The sequence below is a fragment of the Kribbella sp. CCNWLW201 genome (assembly GCF_037203805.1).
Taxonomy (GTDB): Bacteria; Actinomycetota; Actinomycetes; order Propionibacteriales; family Kribbellaceae; genus Kribbella.
On sequence record NZ_JBBCBQ010000002.1, the window covers coordinates 1028111 to 1043394 of the forward strand.

Sequence of the window (15284 nt, forward strand, 5' to 3'; positions counted from 1 at the left end):
TCAAGGTCACATCTCGGGCGTGACGAGCCCTACACCGACATGACTCACGGGTAACCAACCAATAACATCGCTGGTATGCAGATCCTCGCCATCGTCGTCTCGCTCGCGATCGCCGCTGTCGGCATCGCGTTGTTCGGCAAGACGATCGGGCACATCGTGTCCGTCATCAAGCTCGGTCAGCCGATCAGCCGGACCGACAAACCCGGGCAGCGCACCGTCACGCTGGCCAAGGAGACGCTCGGCCACACCCGGATGCTGCAGTGGAGCCATATCGGCGTCCTGCACTGGTTCGTCGCGTTCGGCTTCATCGGGTTGTTCCTCAGCCTGGTGACGGCGTTCGGGCAGCTGTTCAACGCGCACTACGCACTGCCGATCATCGGGCACTGGTTCGTCTTCGAGTGGGTGACCGAGTTCCTCACCTGGACCGGGCTGGTCTCGATCGTCGGATTGATGGTGATCCGGCTGCTGAATCTGCCGAAGGGTCACCTGGCCCGGTACAGCCGGTTCTTCGGCTCGCGGGCCTGGCAGGCCTACTACGTCGAGTACACGATCCTCGGCGTACTGATCTGCATCCTGCTGCTGCGCGGACTCGAGTACGCACTGGGCGCCGGGGACAAGTTCCACTTCCCGGGCACGTTCTTCATCGGCGACGCGCTGTTCGGCGGGCTGAGCGAGCACGGGCTGGAGAACGCGATCTACCTGGTCGCGATGATCAAGATCGTGATCTCGTTCGCCTGGATGATCACCATCTCGCTGAACGCGACCATGGGGGTCGCCTGGCACCGGTTCACCGCCTGGCCGAACATCTGGTTCAAGCGCAAGGCCGACGGAGGTACGGCGCTCGGCGCGCTGCAGCCGATCATGGTCAAGGGCGAGCCGATCGACTTCGAGAACATCGAGGAGCTCGACGAGGACGCGGCCCTCGGCGTCGGCAAGGTCGAGGACTTCACCTGGAAGGGTCTGCTCGACTTCACCACCTGCACCGAGTGCGGCCGGTGCCAGTCCCAGTGCCCGGCCTGGAACACCGACAAGCCGTTGTCGCCCAAGCTGGTGATGATGAACCTGCGCGAGCACGCGTACGCCAAGGCGCCGTACCTGCTGGCCAGTGACGACGACACCCGCAAGTCGCTGCCCGAGCTGGTGCTCGCCGAGCAGGACAAGCCGCTGGTCGGCCCGGCCGATGTCGCGGTCATCGACGAGGAAGCGCTGTGGGCGTGCACGTCGTGCGGCGCGTGTGTGCAGCAGTGCCCGGTCGACATCGAGCACGTCGACGCGATCATGGACATGCGCCGCTACCAGGTGCTGATCGAGTCCTCGTTCCCGTCCGAGCTCAACGGGCTCTTCAAGGGCCTGGAGAACAAGGGCAACCCGTGGAACATGAACCCGTCCGGCCGGATGGACTGGGCCAAGGACCTCCCCTTCGAGGTCAAGCAGGTCGGCACCGATGTGGAGACGCTGGCCGAGGTCGAGTACCTGTTCTGGGTCGGTTGCGCCGGCGCCTTCGAGGACCGCGCGAAGAAGACCACCCAGGCCGTCGCCGAACTGCTCAACATCGCCGGCGTCAGCTTCGCCGTCCTGGGTGACGGCGAGACCTGCACCGGCGACCCGGCCCGGCGATCCGGTAACGAGTTCGTCTTCCAGCAGCTGGCGATGCAGAACGCCGAGGTCTTCAAGGAGACCGGCGCCAAGAAGGTCGTCTCCACCTGCGCGCACTGCTTCAACACCCTGAAGAACGAGTACTCCCAGCTCGGCGTCGAGCTCGACGTCATCCACCACACCCAGCTGCTGAACCGCCTGGTCCGCGACGGCAAGCTCACCCCGGTCGCCCCGGCCGACAGCTCACTCAACGGCCAGAAGATCACCTACCACGACCCGTGCTACCTCGGCCGACACAACCAGGTGTACGACGCCCCCCGCGAACTGCTCGACATCATCCCCGGCGCCGAGTACGCCGAAATGCCACGGAACCAGACCAAGTCGTTCTGCTGCGGCGCGGGCGGTGCCCGGATGTGGATGGAAGAGAAGATCGGCAGCCGGATCAACCTGAACCGGACCACCGAGGCGGTCGAGACCGGAGCGGACAAGATCGCCACCGGCTGCCCGTTCTGCCGGGTGATGCTGTCCGACGGCCTGACCGCGAAACAAGCCGACGGCACGGCCCGTGAATCCGTCGAGGTCGCCGACGTCGCCCAGCTCCTGCTCGCCTCGGTCAAGCGCGGCGAAGGCTGATTGCATCAAGTTGCAGCGGTAAACCCCTTCCTCCTCAGGCGGTCCAGACCATAAGATCCTGCGTCTGCATCACCTGGGGAGGGAAACGCACCATGAAGCTCCGCTTCGCCATGTCCACAGCAGTGGCAACCGCCGCCACGTTGCCGCTCGTTGTAGGCCTCGCCGCATGCGGCACCGAAAAGCCGGCGGCCACCGGCTACAAGCCTTCGGCGCCCACATCGACACCGGTCGTGACGACCACTACCGCCGTACCGCAGAAGGTCGCGCCGCCGGTCGCCCACCTCAACCGCGTCACCTTCGTTCCGGCGATGAACACGGCGCTGACCAAGCAGAAATCCTGGCGGATCAAGGCCACGATGACCGCCGGCGGCAGCACGGTGATGACGATCGACGGCATCCAGACCGCCAAGCCGCTGGCGATGTCGATCACGATGACCGGCGAGGCGTTCGAGGGCAAGAGCGCGAAGGTCGTCCTGGTCGACGGTACCGGCTACGCCTCGATCCCGGGCATGACGCCGGCTGGCAAGTACGTCAAGTTCGAGGGCGGCGAGGCCCCCGAGCTCGACCAACTGCTCCAGGGCGGCGACCCGACCAAGATCTTCAAGTCGTTCGGCGGCACGGTGAAGAGCGTGAAGTTCGTCCGGACCGAGACCGTCGGCGGCCAGAAGCTGAGCCGGTACGACGTCACCGTCGACACCGCGAAGGCACTGAAGGCACAGGGCAAGGCGGTCCCGCCGGGCGTGCCGTCGACGCTGACCTACTCGATGTGGATGGACAAGTCCAACCTGGTCCGCAAGCTGACCTTCGACCTGGGCGGTGTCGCGATGGTGATGACGATGTCCGACTTCAACAAGCCCGTCACCATCACCGCACCGCCGGCCGGCAAGATCGTTCGATGAGGTTCTCGACGCGGGTCGCGGCTACGGTAGCGACCCTGCCGTTCGTGCTGGGCACCGCTGCCTGTGGCGGTGAGAAGCCGGTCAGCTCGGCGATCACGCCGGCTACCACGACCACCACCGCCGTCGAGCCGCAGAAGGTGGTTCCGGTGGTCATTCTCAACCGGAAGACCTTTGTCCCGGCGATGACCGCGGCGCAGGCCGAGCTGAAGTCGTGGCGGCTTGTCGGCAGGATGATGGTCAATGGCTCGCAGATGCTGGTGATGAGCGGACTGCAGACCTCGGATCCGGCGGCGATGGCGCTGGTGATGAAGGGCCGGGCGCTGGACGGCAAGACAGCCCGAGTCGTGATGGTCAAGAACACGGTCTACCTGTCGGTGCCTGGCGTCTCGCCGGCCGGCAAGTTCGTGAAGCTGGCAACGGGAGAGGGCAGTGAGCTCCGTGCGCTGGTCGACACCAACAATCCGACGAAGAACTTCGAGGCGCTAGGCCCGGCGCTGCGCGGCGTCACGCACACAGGTTCGCAGCGGTTCAACGGCGAGAAGCTGCAGGTGTACGAGGTCACCGTCGACGTGCCCAAGCTGCTCAAGGCGCAGGGAAAGAAGGTCCCGGCCGGCTCGCCGCGGACGGCGAAGTACACCCTGTGGATGGACTCGGCTCACCGGGTCCGGGAGCTGACCTTCGAGTTCGCCCAGGTAAGCGTGTCGATGAGCCTGACCGACTTCGACAAGCCGGTCTCGATCAAAGCGCCGCCGGCCGGCCAGGTCGTCCGTCGCTGAGACCGGATCCGGTCACATCACATCTTCTGGTGAGAACTTCTCGTAATGTGACGTTAGGCAGGTAGAAACCTACCTGTTCGGGAAGTGATCACCTGCGGATGATCGGGTGGGCTGGTGCCGATGAGCGTGCGTGTTGGTAGTACTCGACGAAGCTTTCTGACTGTCACCGGGGCGGCGGCCGCACTGGCGCTGACCGGCAACCTGCCCGAAGTGGGCCAGGCGCTGGCCGGGGCAACCGGCCGCGGCGACCGCCGGGATCCGTTCACCCTCGGCATCGCGTCCGGCGATCCACTGCCAAACGCGGTGGTGATCTGGACCCGGCTGGCCCCGGAGCCGCTCGCGCCGTTCGGCGGTATGGACCGCCGGCCGGTCGAGGTCGAGTGGCAGGTCGCCGAGGACCCGTCGTTCCGCCGGATCGTCCGCGAGGGCACGGCCCAGGCCCGGCCGGAGTCGAGTCACTCGGTGCACGTCGACGTACAAGGGCTGCGTCCGTGGCGGCACTACTGGTATCGCTTCCGCGCGAACGGACTGCTCAGCCCGGTCGGCCGGACCCGGACCGCGCCTCCGGCCGATGCCGTCGTACCCGAGATGTCGCTGGCGTTCGCGTCCTGCCAGGCGTGGTGGGAGGGCTGGTACACCGCGTACGCAGACATGGCCAAGCGCGACCACGACGTGGTGTTCTTCCTCGGCGACTACATCTACGAGTTCGGCATCGACCGTGGCATCCGGCCGAACTCGAACGAGCCCTGGATGACCCAGCAGACGGTGACGCTGGACGAGTACCGCGTCCGCTATGCGTCGTACAAGATGGATCCCGATCTCCAGGCGGCCCACGCGGCCGCGCCCTGGGTGGTCACGCTCGACGACCACGAGGTGGTCGACAACTGGGCCGACGAGGCGCATCCAAGTGCACCGCCCGCGCAGTTCCTGGTACGGCGAGCCAACGCCTTCCGCGCCTACTGGGAACACATGCCGCTGCGGCTCGCGCAGTTGCCGAAAGGCCCGGACATGCAGCTCTACCGGCGGATCCGGTACGGCCGGCTGGCCGAGTTCAGCGTGCTCGACACCCGGCAGTACCGCTCGGACCAGGCGTACGGCGACGGCACCAAGGCGCCCGGCCCGGAGACCAAGGACCCGGCCCGCACGATCACCGGCGCCGCCCAGGAGAAGTGGCTGCTCGACGGCTGGTCCGCCTCGCGGTCGCAGTGGAACGTGCTCGCCCACCAGACCGCGATCGCCCGGCTCGACACCAAGGCCGGTCCCGACGTCCTGGTCCCGATGGACACCTGGGACGGCTACGAGGCGTCCCGCGACCGGGTCCTCGGCGGCGCCGTCCAGCGCAACATCCGCAACCTCGTCTCGATCGCCGGCGACCTGCACCGCAGCGTCGCATCGGACCTGAAGCTGGACTTCACCAATCCGGACTCCCCGACCGTCGGCACCGAGTTCGTCGGTACGTCGATCTCGTCCGGGATCGACGGGATGGACCTCGATCCCGGTGGCCAGACGCTGCTCGACGAGAACCCGCACATCAAGTTCGGCAACTTCCAGCGCGGTTACGTGAGCTGCAGCATCACGCCGCAGCGGTGGATCTCCGACTACCGCGTGGTCGACAAGGTCAGCGTCCAGAACGGCACCGTCAGCACCCGCGCCAAACTCCTCGTCGAGGACGGGCGCCCGGGCATCCAGACCACCTGAGGAGACCAGCGATGACCATGAGATGGCAGTCGGCGGTCGCCGTCGGTACCGCGGTCACGGCGACGGTGATCGCGTTGCCCCAGGCAACCAACAGCCCGCCGCGGACCGACGTACAGATCTCGGTCCAGCCCGAGCAGCTGAGCCTCGTCGGTCTGCCCTGCCTGCCGGGCAACCTGACGCTCACCATGACCAACACCGGTAGCGAGGACAGGTACGCCGACCTGACCTTGGACCCGAGTGGTCCGCTGAAGCTGTCTCGCGAAGTGTTCTCGTCCTGGCTGCCCGCCGTCGACCCCGATCAGCCGGTCTCCGCACCGGTCGAGGTTCGGGTTCCGCGCGACACCCAGCCGGGCAACTACTCGATCGATCTCGAGGTCGACAGATCGACGGTGACCGTTCCGGTCACGGTGAATCCCCTGCCGCCGAAGGGCCCTGGCAGCAACGTGGCCCTCGGCGAACAGGCCGCGGCTTCGTCGACGCACGGCAACTTCGCGCTTTGCGGTGCGGTCGATGGCGACAACGACTCCGAGCACTGGGACACCCTGACCGGCTGGAACGACGGAACCCGGGCGGTCTTCCCGGACAACTACGACGTCGCCCTGGCCGAGGCGACCACGATCAACCGCGTCGAGCTCTACACGCTCGACTCGGTCAGGTACCCGGCCGCGACCAACGGGCTGCGCGACTGGGACGTCCAGGTCCGCAGCGGGACCGGCGACTGGCGGACCGTGTCCCAGGTCCGCGGCAACACCCTCGGCCACGTGACGTCGACCTTCGATCCGGTCGAGGCGAACGCCGTACGCATCCTCTGCCTGGCCGGCAACGGCAACACCTACTCCCGCATCGTCGAACTGGAGGTCTACGGGAGTTAGTGAAGGTAGGAGGCGCCGTTGAAGTCGAGGACGGCGCCGCTCGACCAACCGGCTTTCGGCGACGCCAGCCAGTAGATCGCTTCGGCGACCTCCTCGGCGGTAGCAGCCCGGTTGAACGGGCTCTGCGCCCGGATCGAGTCGCCTTCCGGCCCGGCCAGCCAGGCCTCGGTCATGTCGGTGGCGATGAATCCGGGCGCGATTGACGTCACGGTGATGTCATGTGGCGCCAGCGATACCGCCAACGACTGGCCCAGAGCGTGCAAACCAGCCTTCGACGCACCGTACGCCGGCACATCAGGCTCGCCGCGGAACGCCCCGCGCGACCCCACGTTGACCACCGCGCCACGCCGTACGCCCTCGGCAGGGTCCTTGTCGAGCATCTGCCGGGCCACGCACCAGGTCAGGTGCGCCGCGCCTTCCAGATTCACCGCGAGCGTACGACGCCACGCCGACACCCATTCGTCGTACGACGTCTCCGCGAGCGGATGCCCGATCCGCCGGGAACCCGAGACCGGCTCGTCGACGAACAGTGCGGCATTGTTCACGAGTACGTCGATCCGGCCGAGCACGGCGGCCGATTCCTCAACCAGGGCAGGGATTGCGGCCGAATCTCCGAGGTCGGCGGCGACCACCGCGTGACCGGCACCGGGGAGTCCGGCGCGCACCTCCTCGGCCCGGTCGACCGCGCCGCGGCAGTGCAGCACGACCCGGTCGCCGGACTCTGCGAACGCCCTCGCGACCGCGGCTCCGACACCCCTGGACGCACCTGTGACGAGTACTCCTCTGGACACGCTTCCTCCTGTCGCCGACTGCGGCCCATTCTGCCCGTGCTGCCATCATGACATCAGATGGGGTTGACAGTGACGTCACGATGACGTCATAGTTGCAGTCATGGAACTTGATCACTATCTCGAATCGGTCCGGCGGAGCGTGGAGAACGCCACCGCCCTGGCCGACGATCAGACTCGTTCCGTGGCGCAGCGCCTCGGAGCCACGCTGGATGACGCGGGCCGGCTGGCCCTCATCTCAGCCCTGTCCGACGCCGCCGGGGAGATCAGCCGCGAGCTGTCTCCCGGTTCGGTCGAGCTCCGGATGGCCGGCGGCCGTCCCGAGTTCGTGGTCACGCCGGCCCCGAGCCAGCTGACCGGCCACGACGACGTGGACGAAGACATTGACGACGAGACCGACGAAGAGCCCGCCGAGGCGCTCGCGCCGGAGGCCGACGAGCCGACCGCACGGATCACGCTGCGGCTACCCATGTCGGTGAAGAACAAGGTGGACGAGGCCGCCGCGGCCGACGGCATCTCCTCGAACGCGTGGCTGATGCGCACCGTGATGACCGAGCTGAGCGACCGCGGCCGAGGCCGCGGCCCGCGTCCGCCCCGGCCCCCGCGGGCACCGCGCGGCGGCGGCTTCTTCGGACCCGACGGACCGCTCGGCCCGAACGGCCCGCTCGGACCCGACGGAGTCTTCGGCCCGGACGGCGTGTTCGGACCCAACGGACCCTTCGGCGAGGAAGGTGTCTACGGCCCCGAGCGCGGCCGGCGTGACCGGGACCGCGACCGCGGCGGCCGTGGCCGGCGCGACCGCGACCGCGGGCACCGCGGTGGCCACAGCGGTCCGGGACAACGGATGACGGGGTGGGTCGAATGAGCGGCTTCAGCAGCCAACTGGTCGCGGAACCGGGCGAGATCGACCGGATCCGGATCGACATCGGCTCCGGCCGGGTCGAGATCATCCCGAACGACGGCGACCAGACCGCGGTCTCGTTGGAGGTCGACAGCGGCAGCGAGGAGGACGTCGTCTTCAAGGTGCACGACGGCGAACTGATCGTCGAAGGCCCGCGCAACGTCCGCCGCGGCCCGGACATCCAGGTCCGGATCGCCACGCCGACGACCTTGGACGCCCGGATCAAGACCGGCTCCGGCGACATCAGCTCGCGGATGCCGCTGGGCACCGCGCGGCTGTCGACCGGGTCGGGCGACGTCCGGATCGAGCGGGTCGAGGGTGACCTGGGCATCAGCACCGGCAGCGGTGACGTCCGGGTGGAGCACGCCGCGGGCGTGGTCCGGGCCAGCACCGGCTCCGGCGCGATCGACATCAACGAGGCCGCCGACGCGCTCGGGCTGAGCACCGGTTCCGGTGATGTCCGAGTCGGCGACGCGGCCGGCCCGACGACAATCAAGGTCGGCTCGGGTGACATCACCATCGAGCGGATCCGGGACCACTCGGTCGCCACCTCTGGGTCCGGCGACGTCCGGGTCGAGATCGCCGACGGACCGAGTGTCCAGGCGGAGACGGCTCGCGGTGACGTCCAGATCGGGGTCCCCGACGGCCTCCCGACGTACCTGGACCTGAAGACCGTCACCGGGCGGATCCGGTGCGACCTGCAGCCCGGCGAGAAGCCGGCCGAGGGCGAGCGCGCGCTGATGCTGCGGGCCCGCACGGTCTCCGGCGACATCAGCGTCGTCAAGGTCTGATCCACAACACCTGATCCACACCAGCCAGGAGGTTCCGCCGGCGACGGTCCGGCGGGACCTGGGCGAAGCACTGCCAAAAACAGCACGGGGACAACACTGAGGGGAGCAAGGACATGATCACCGAACACCAAGAGGTAGCCCGCTACCGCGTCGCCGAGCAGCTCCGCGCCGCCGAGGCCCGAGCCCAACGCCACGACCGACGAACAGCCACAAAGGCACACCGAACCGGCGGTCCACGCCACGAACTGGCCGTCGCACTCCGCCGCCTGGCCGACCGCCTCGAGCCCCACCCGCAACCCCGCCGCACCCACCTATCGGCCATCCGATGAACGGCCAGGCGTCCGCCCTGTACGGCATTCTGCAACGCCTGGGCCTGGTGACGGTGAGAAGCGGAACTCGCGGCTAGCGGTGGGTCCGGTCGACACCCTCTGCACCTTGCTGCAATGCCTGTGGATAACTGCGATGGGGACCCGCGAACACTGCTAGCGTTCAGGCGATCATTCTCTGTCAAGCTGGGGGAGTAACCAACGATGCCGCGTACGACGACCGCCAAAGCAGTCGCCACCGCCGCTACCGCCCTCGTCCTACTGACCGCCTGCGGCGGCAGCGACGACAAGAACACCGACTCGAAGCCTCAGGGTGGCGGCGACACTCCCGCGAGTACGCCGTCGGCCCCGGCAGTCGCCTCGTTCGACCCACCCAAGACTTTCGTCGCCGCCTCGGCGTTCGCCGTCGAGGGCGCTGGCAAGGACAACTCGTTCACGCTCCAGGCCGGCATGGTGGGTCAGACCTCGCTGCTCGCAGGCCGCTTCGGCGTCACCGGACGGAACATCGCCGCCCAGGGGGATCCGTGGACCGTCCCGTCGACGGCGGCGAGCACCACCGAGACTGTGGACGCAACCGCGCCGATGGGTGTCCAACTGGACGGCAAGGACGTCGTCGCGATCGCCTACATCCAGAACGACAAGGGCAACGGCACCCAGAAGGCCAAGGGCCAGGTGCTGTTCCAGTGGCTGGATGCGACCGACGGCAAGAAGGTCGCCGAGGTCACGGCCGACCTCACCCCGATCCTCGGCCCCGGTGAAGGCGGCGAGAACGTGATGAGACAGGCGTACGACGCCGCCACCGGCCAGATCGCGGTCGGGGTCCACCCCGCCCACCCAACCGCAAAGTCCGGCGCGATCTTCACCGTCTTCGCCGACCCGAAGACCCAGAAGTCCACCGTGATCCCCTCCCTCGAGCCGGCCGGCGTGCTCAACGGAGTGGTCGCCGGAGCGAACGGCGGCAATGCGGCGGGGGAGGGCGAGACCACGATCGTGATCGCCGACGCCGGCACCGGCAAGGTCACCAAGCAGATCCCGACCAACCACGGCAGCCTGCGGGTTGCGGGCCGCGGCGTGAAGCGTGCGTACCTCTCCGCCAACACGTATGTGAAGCCGAAGCCAGGGACCTTCGCCGGCACCTACAAGAACGCTTTGTACTCGGTCGACATCGCAACCGGCACGGTGGTGCAGACCGCGTCGCAGTACGTCGAGGACTCGGTTGACTACACCTGTCTGGGCGACCAAGCCAACGCAGTCGTGTGCACAGGCGCCGACAACGGATCGAAGGTCGAGATCCTCGGCGTGGACGACTCGACGGGGAAGAAGACCTGGGGCTACACCAAGGACTCGGCGAGCCGGATCATCCCCGACGTCACCGCCGCCTTCCACGGCATCGTCTACGCGCAGACCGAAGTGCAGCCGGTCTTGGTGGATGCTGCCACCGGCAACGATGTGAAGAGTGCTTCGCCGACGCCCTCGGACAGTACGACACCGACGAATGGCGCGACGCCGACCTCGACCCCCTCCGATGGCTCCGGATCGCAGGGCAAGGATCCCAGCACCACGAACGGGTCGGACATGTCGCTGTACGACGGCACGATGCGATCGCCGCGGGCGGTCACTCAGTACGGCGGAAGCTACCTCCAAGGCGTTGGCAAGCCGGTCCTGATCGCGCTGGCACCTACCTCCTGATCAGCCGAATGCGACGAAGGCCCCGGTCGAGTTGACCGGGGTCTTCGTGCGTGTGGAACCGGCGCGCTGGGCTGTCCGTCGAACGGGCGCCGGACCCCGGTCGATGCGCTCTGAGTAGTGCCGCGGCCGGGGTCTGGGACGGCTGGGCATGGTGACGTGCGGGACCCGGAGTCACTGTTAACGTTCAGCCGATCGTTCCGGGTCTGACCTCTGGAGAGTAACCAAAGATGCTGCGTCCGACGGCCGCCAAAGCAGTCGCCACCGCCGCCACCGCGCTCGTCCTGCTGACCGCCTGTGGTGGCAGCGACGGCACCAACTCCGGCTCCGACGCGAAGGGCGGCGGTGAGACACCGAGCACCCCGTCGGTGCCGTCGGTCGCGTCGTTCGATCCGCCGAAGGCCTTCGTCGCCAGCTCCGCCTTCGGCGTCGAGGCGACCAAGAGCGACACCCGGTTCACCTTCACCGCCGGGATGGTCGGCCAGACCACTCTGATCGCCGGGCTGGAGGGTGTCAGCGGGCGCAACATCGCCGCGCAAGGACAGGCCTGGTTCTACCCCGCCACCGAACTGGACACCACCGAGACCGAGGACCTGAGCGCACCGATGGGTGTCCAGGTGGACGGCAAGGAGGTGATGGCGATCGCCTACGTCCAAACGGACAAGGGCAACGGCACTCAGAAGGCCAAGGCCCAGGTCGTGTTCCAGTGGATCGACGCCGCCGAGGGCAAGAAGGTCGCCGAGGTGGTTGCCGACCTCACTCCGGCGTTCGGGCCTGGCGGCGAGGCCGACAACGTGGTGAGCCAGGCGTACGACGCCGCTACCGGGCAGATCGTGGTCGGCGTATCGCCGTACGACGGCACCGGGCACGGCAAGACCGTCACCGTCTACGCCGACCCGAAGACACAGAAGTCGACCATCATCCCGGAGCTCACTCCGGCCGGCGTACTCAACGGTGTGATCGTCGGCGCGAAGTCGGCCGAAAGAGAGGGCAGCAACCTCGGCGCGATCGTGGTCGCGAACGCCGTCACCGGCAAGATCACCAAGGAGACCCCGGTCGGCAAGGACTACCTGCACCCGGCGGGTAGCGGTGCCAAGCACGCCTTCCTGTCCGGGAGCGAGTACGAGAAGCCGGATCCCCAGACGGGCATGTCCCGCTACTCCAACGTGCTGTACTCGATCGACATCGCGTCCGGTGCCGTCGTACCGATCAAGTCGTCGATCATCGGCGGCTCGCTCGACTACACCTGCCTGGGTGACCGGGCGAACGCGGTGGTGTGCACGGGCAAGGCCAACCAGGACAAGGCCGAGATCCTCGGCGTCGACGACTCGACCGGCAAGAAGACCTGGGGCTACACCAAGGAGTCGGCCAGCCGGATCATCCCCGACGTCACCGCGGCCTTCCACGGCATCGTCTACGCGCAGGCGGAGGTCCAGCCGGTGCTGATGGACGCCGCCACCGGCGAGGACGTGAAGGCTCCGTCGGAGGTCGCCACGCCGACCGCGGGTACTTCGCAGGGCGCCGACCCGGGGAGCGCGAACGGTTCGGACATGTCGCTGTTCAACGGCGAGCTGCGGTCGCCGGTCGCGGTCACCCAGTACGGCGGCACCTACCTGCAGGAGAAGCTCGGCAGCGGTTTCTACACGAACCTGATCGCGCTGACGCCGATCGCCTGACCACAGCAGAAGGGGCCCTGGTGATCCGGGGCCCCTTGTCTAGATGTCGGTGCGGTGGAAGTTCTTGTACGAGCGGGACGGCGTCGGGCCGCGCTGGCCCTGGTAGCGGGAGCCGTACTTCGCCGAGCCGTACGGGTGCTCGGCCGGCGAGGACAGCCGGAAGAAGCACAGCTGGCCGATCTTCATCCCGGGCCAGAGCTTGATCGGCAGCGTCGCCACGTTGGACAGCTCCAGCGTCACGTGCCCGGAGAACCCGGGGTCGATGAACCCCGCGGTGGAGTGGGTGAGCAATCCGAGCCGGCCCAGCGAGGACTTGCCCTCCAGCCGCGCCGCCACGTCGTCGGGCAGCGTCACCAGCTCGTACGTCGACCCCAGCACGAACTCACCGGGGTGCAGGATGAACGGCTCCTCCCCCTCCGGTTCGACCATCCGGGTCAGGTCGGGCTGTTCCTCGGCCGGGTCGATATGCGGGTATCGGTGGTTCTCGAACACCCGGAAGAACCGGTCCAGCCGTACGTCGACACTCGACGGCTGCACCATCGCAGCATCGAACGGATCCAGCTGGACCCGCTTCGCGTCGAGCTCGGCCAAGATGTCACGGTCGGAGAGCAGCACGGTCGCACGTTAGCAGCGTGCCGCTCCTCCGCCCAGTTCCAGCCTCGGTCCGGGAGGTGATCCCGGTGCCCGGTGACCGATCGTCCGGAGCCCTCAGCTCTCCGGCGAGACCACGTCCCCGGGCTTGCCCGAGTCATCCTCCGTCCGGCCGTCGTACCCCGATCCTGGTCCGGCACCGTTGCGGCGCACCGGCGATCTCGGGGCCTGAGGCAACGAACGTCAGGCCAGCTTGTTGAACCGCGACACCTGGGTGGCGAAGGTCTTCACCTGCGCCGGCGACCAGTCCTTGAGCAGGTCCTCGATCACCTTGTGCCGCTTCTTCCGGGCCGCCGCCAGCTTGCGCTTGCCGGCCGCGGTCAGCGTCAGCAGCGTCGCCCGGGCGTCCGACTTGTCGGCCGCACGCTTCAGCAGACCCTCTTCCTCCAGCCGTGCGCAGGCCCGGCTGACCGGACCCTTGTCCACCTCGAGAGCTGCCACCAGGTCGGCCATCCGCACCGGCGCCAGTTCCTCGACGTGGTTCAGCAACGCGTACTGCGCCGGCTCCAGATCCGGATGCGCCTCGTCGGACAGCGTCCGCTGCAGACCACGCAGCCGGCGCGCCAACGTGACGAGCTCCTTCTCCAGGTTGTCCAGCGCGTCACTCGTGTCTGTTGCCACCATTCACCCCTTCATCCAGTTGCCCCGCAACCATCTTGTCCGGTCCAGGCGAGGACCGCATCCTCACGTTGCGTCGAATGTTGCCCCCGGCAACGCGTTCTAATCTGCCAGAAGATGACGGACAAGCCCAGTCCTGAGCGTGCCCTTTGTGGAAAACTGCCCAAGAACCCCCCTCGCAAACCGCCGCACACCCCCTTTTCGATGCATCCGGCATCAGTCCGCTTTGTGCACCGGAGTTCCATCCGGCGCGCGCCGGCGTACTCAGCTGGTGCACAAGGACGAGACATCGGCCCGATCGGCCGCGGCGCGCCGGACCCGCCGTGCCGCCGACCCCACCGATCGGCTATGCTCTTCTCCGCCTGCTGGTCCCACCGCCAGGCATCGCGGGTGTAGTTCAATGGCAGAACATCAGCTTCCCAAGCTGACAGTGCGGGTTCGATTCCCGTCACCCGCTCCATTTGTCAGGACATAGTCGAGCCCAGGCCACCGGCCTGGGCTTTCCGTTTGGTTGCCTCGACACCCTTTCCGACAATCCAGGTTTTCGCTCGATCAAACGGTTGACCCACTGGTCGTTGCCTCGAGCACCCTTAGTGCACACGGGGTGACGCAGACGGTTCGGTGGTCACTCCTGAACGAGGTACGGCGCGATCATCAGGTCGAGTTGCTCGGTCAGGAACTCGGGGAGCGAGCCCCAGCCATTGACGGCCCAGACCTGGAGGGTGCCGTTGAAGCAGACCAAGGTGTGCCGGGCGAGTGCCGGTACGTCGGTGGTCGGCAGCAACTCGCCGGCTTCCTGAGCAGCTCGGTAGAGCCGGGCACAGCTGTCGACGATGGCGGCGGAGTGGGCCAGCGCGTACTGCCGGAACTCGGGATCGGCGACGTCCAGCTGGACGAGACTGTTGCCGAGCTCCTCGCGGTGCTTGATGTGGGCAACCGCCGACAGCGCGAAGTCCCGCAGGGTCGCCAGGGGCGAGGTGTTCCGCGCCTCCGCTTCCTCGACCGCGCGGAGCACCATCAGCGGCGATCGGGCCGCCGACGCCAGCAACAGGCCGCGCTTGTTGCCGAAGCGCTGCATCAGTGTCGGCGGAGCAAGTCCGACCTGCGCGCCGACCGCGGCCAGGGTCAGTTTCACCGGCCCCAGCTCGGCCAGCACCTGCCTGGTCGCGTCCAGGATCGCGTCGTCGCTGACCAGTCGCGGCCGAACCACCGCGGCACCTCCGAGTTTGTGAACAGCCATTCGTTAACTCGGGAGACAGTAACAGATCTTTGTTCGCTCAGTTATTCACGGCAACGGGTGAACGACGGGACCCCGAAACGGGCCCGCGCGGGAAGCCCGTTGCCCGGTCCACCCGCCGCGGCCCGGGCTCGTC

The 15284-nt window shown here is 67.6% G+C and carries 14 protein-coding genes and 1 tRNA gene; 11 read left to right on the top strand and 4 right to left on the bottom strand.

The genetic code is table 11. The features are described from left to right. Positions 1-75 precede the first annotated feature (75 nt). The 5 genes from V9K99_RS14750 (at position 76) to V9K99_RS14770 (ending at position 6474) form a co-directional block, all read left to right on the top strand. A complete protein-coding gene (locus V9K99_RS14750; RefSeq protein ID WP_337323510.1) occupies positions 76-2229 on the top strand; it encodes a (Fe-S)-binding protein in 2154 nt (717 codons plus the stop codon). A gap of 92 nt (positions 2230-2321) precedes the next feature. After that, the gene (locus V9K99_RS14755; protein ID WP_337323509.1) at positions 2322-3128 is read left to right on the top strand and encodes an LppX_LprAFG lipoprotein; all 807 of its coding nucleotides are present in this window, start codon (positions 2322-2324) and stop codon (positions 3126-3128) included. Continuing rightward, positions 3125-3904, top strand: coding sequence for a hypothetical protein (locus V9K99_RS14760; protein WP_337323508.1), 780 nt, complete (start codon positions 3125-3127; stop codon positions 3902-3904). The genes V9K99_RS14755 and V9K99_RS14760 overlap by 4 nt, the downstream gene beginning before the upstream one ends. A 120-nt stretch (positions 3905-4024) precedes the next feature. Beyond that, positions 4025-5602, top strand: a complete 1578-nt coding sequence (locus V9K99_RS14765) for an alkaline phosphatase D family protein (RefSeq protein WP_337323507.1) — start codon at positions 4025-4027, stop codon at positions 5600-5602. Positions 5603-5613: 11 nt separating this feature from the next. Continuing rightward, complete coding sequence (locus V9K99_RS14770; RefSeq protein ID WP_337323506.1) at positions 5614-6474, top strand: discoidin domain-containing protein; 861 nt, start codon at positions 5614-5616, stop codon at positions 6472-6474. Here V9K99_RS14770 and V9K99_RS14775 read toward each other — a convergent pair. Further along, a complete protein-coding gene (locus V9K99_RS14775) occupies positions 6471-7265 on the bottom strand; it encodes an SDR family NAD(P)-dependent oxidoreductase (protein WP_337323505.1) in 795 nt (264 codons plus the stop codon). The genes V9K99_RS14770 and V9K99_RS14775 overlap by 4 nt on opposite strands. A gap of 100 nt (positions 7266-7365) precedes the next feature. Between V9K99_RS14775 and V9K99_RS14780 the strand changes: the two genes are divergently transcribed. The 5 genes from V9K99_RS14780 (at position 7366) to V9K99_RS14800 (ending at position 12642) form a co-directional block, all read left to right on the top strand. Further along, on the top strand, positions 7366-8127 hold the full coding sequence (locus V9K99_RS14780) for a hypothetical protein (RefSeq protein ID WP_337323504.1): 762 nt from the start codon (positions 7366-7368) through the stop codon (positions 8125-8127). Further along, on the top strand, positions 8124-8954 hold the full coding sequence (locus V9K99_RS14785) for a DUF4097 family beta strand repeat-containing protein (protein ID WP_337323503.1): 831 nt from the start codon (positions 8124-8126) through the stop codon (positions 8952-8954). The genes V9K99_RS14780 and V9K99_RS14785 overlap by 4 nt, the downstream gene beginning before the upstream one ends. 113 nt (positions 8955-9067) lie before the next feature. Next, positions 9068-9283: a hypothetical protein gene (locus V9K99_RS14790; protein WP_337323502.1), complete on the top strand. Its 216-nt coding sequence runs from the start codon at positions 9068-9070 to the stop codon at positions 9281-9283. A 201-nt stretch (positions 9284-9484) separates the two neighbouring features. Beyond that, on the top strand, positions 9485-10969 hold the full coding sequence (locus tag V9K99_RS14795) for a hypothetical protein (protein WP_337323501.1): 1485 nt from the start codon (positions 9485-9487) through the stop codon (positions 10967-10969). Positions 10970-11196: 227 nt separating this feature from the next. Next, positions 11197-12642, top strand: a complete 1446-nt coding sequence (locus V9K99_RS14800) for a hypothetical protein (RefSeq protein ID WP_337323500.1) — start codon at positions 11197-11199, stop codon at positions 12640-12642. A 39-nt stretch (positions 12643-12681) separates the two neighbouring features. Here V9K99_RS14800 and dcd read toward each other — a convergent pair whose 3' ends face one another. Both dcd and V9K99_RS14810 read right to left on the bottom strand, forming a co-directional pair. After that, entirely contained in the window at positions 12682-13257 is a 576-nt protein-coding gene (gene dcd / locus V9K99_RS14805; RefSeq protein WP_337323499.1) for a dCTP deaminase, read from the bottom strand. Between the two features lie 219 nt (positions 13258-13476). Next, positions 13477-13917, bottom strand: a complete 441-nt coding sequence (locus tag V9K99_RS14810) for a MarR family winged helix-turn-helix transcriptional regulator (protein ID WP_337323498.1) — start codon at positions 13915-13917, stop codon at positions 13477-13479. Positions 13918-14297: 380 nt separating this feature from the next. Between V9K99_RS14810 and V9K99_RS14815 the strand changes: the two genes are divergently transcribed. Further along, positions 14298-14371, top strand: a tRNA-Gly gene (locus tag V9K99_RS14815). A 165-nt stretch (positions 14372-14536) separates the two neighbouring features. On the opposite strand, the gene V9K99_RS14820 is transcribed toward V9K99_RS14815, so the two are convergent. Beyond that, a complete protein-coding gene (locus V9K99_RS14820) occupies positions 14537-15121 on the bottom strand; it encodes a TetR/AcrR family transcriptional regulator (RefSeq protein WP_337323497.1) in 585 nt (194 codons plus the stop codon). Positions 15122-15284 lie beyond the last annotated feature (163 nt).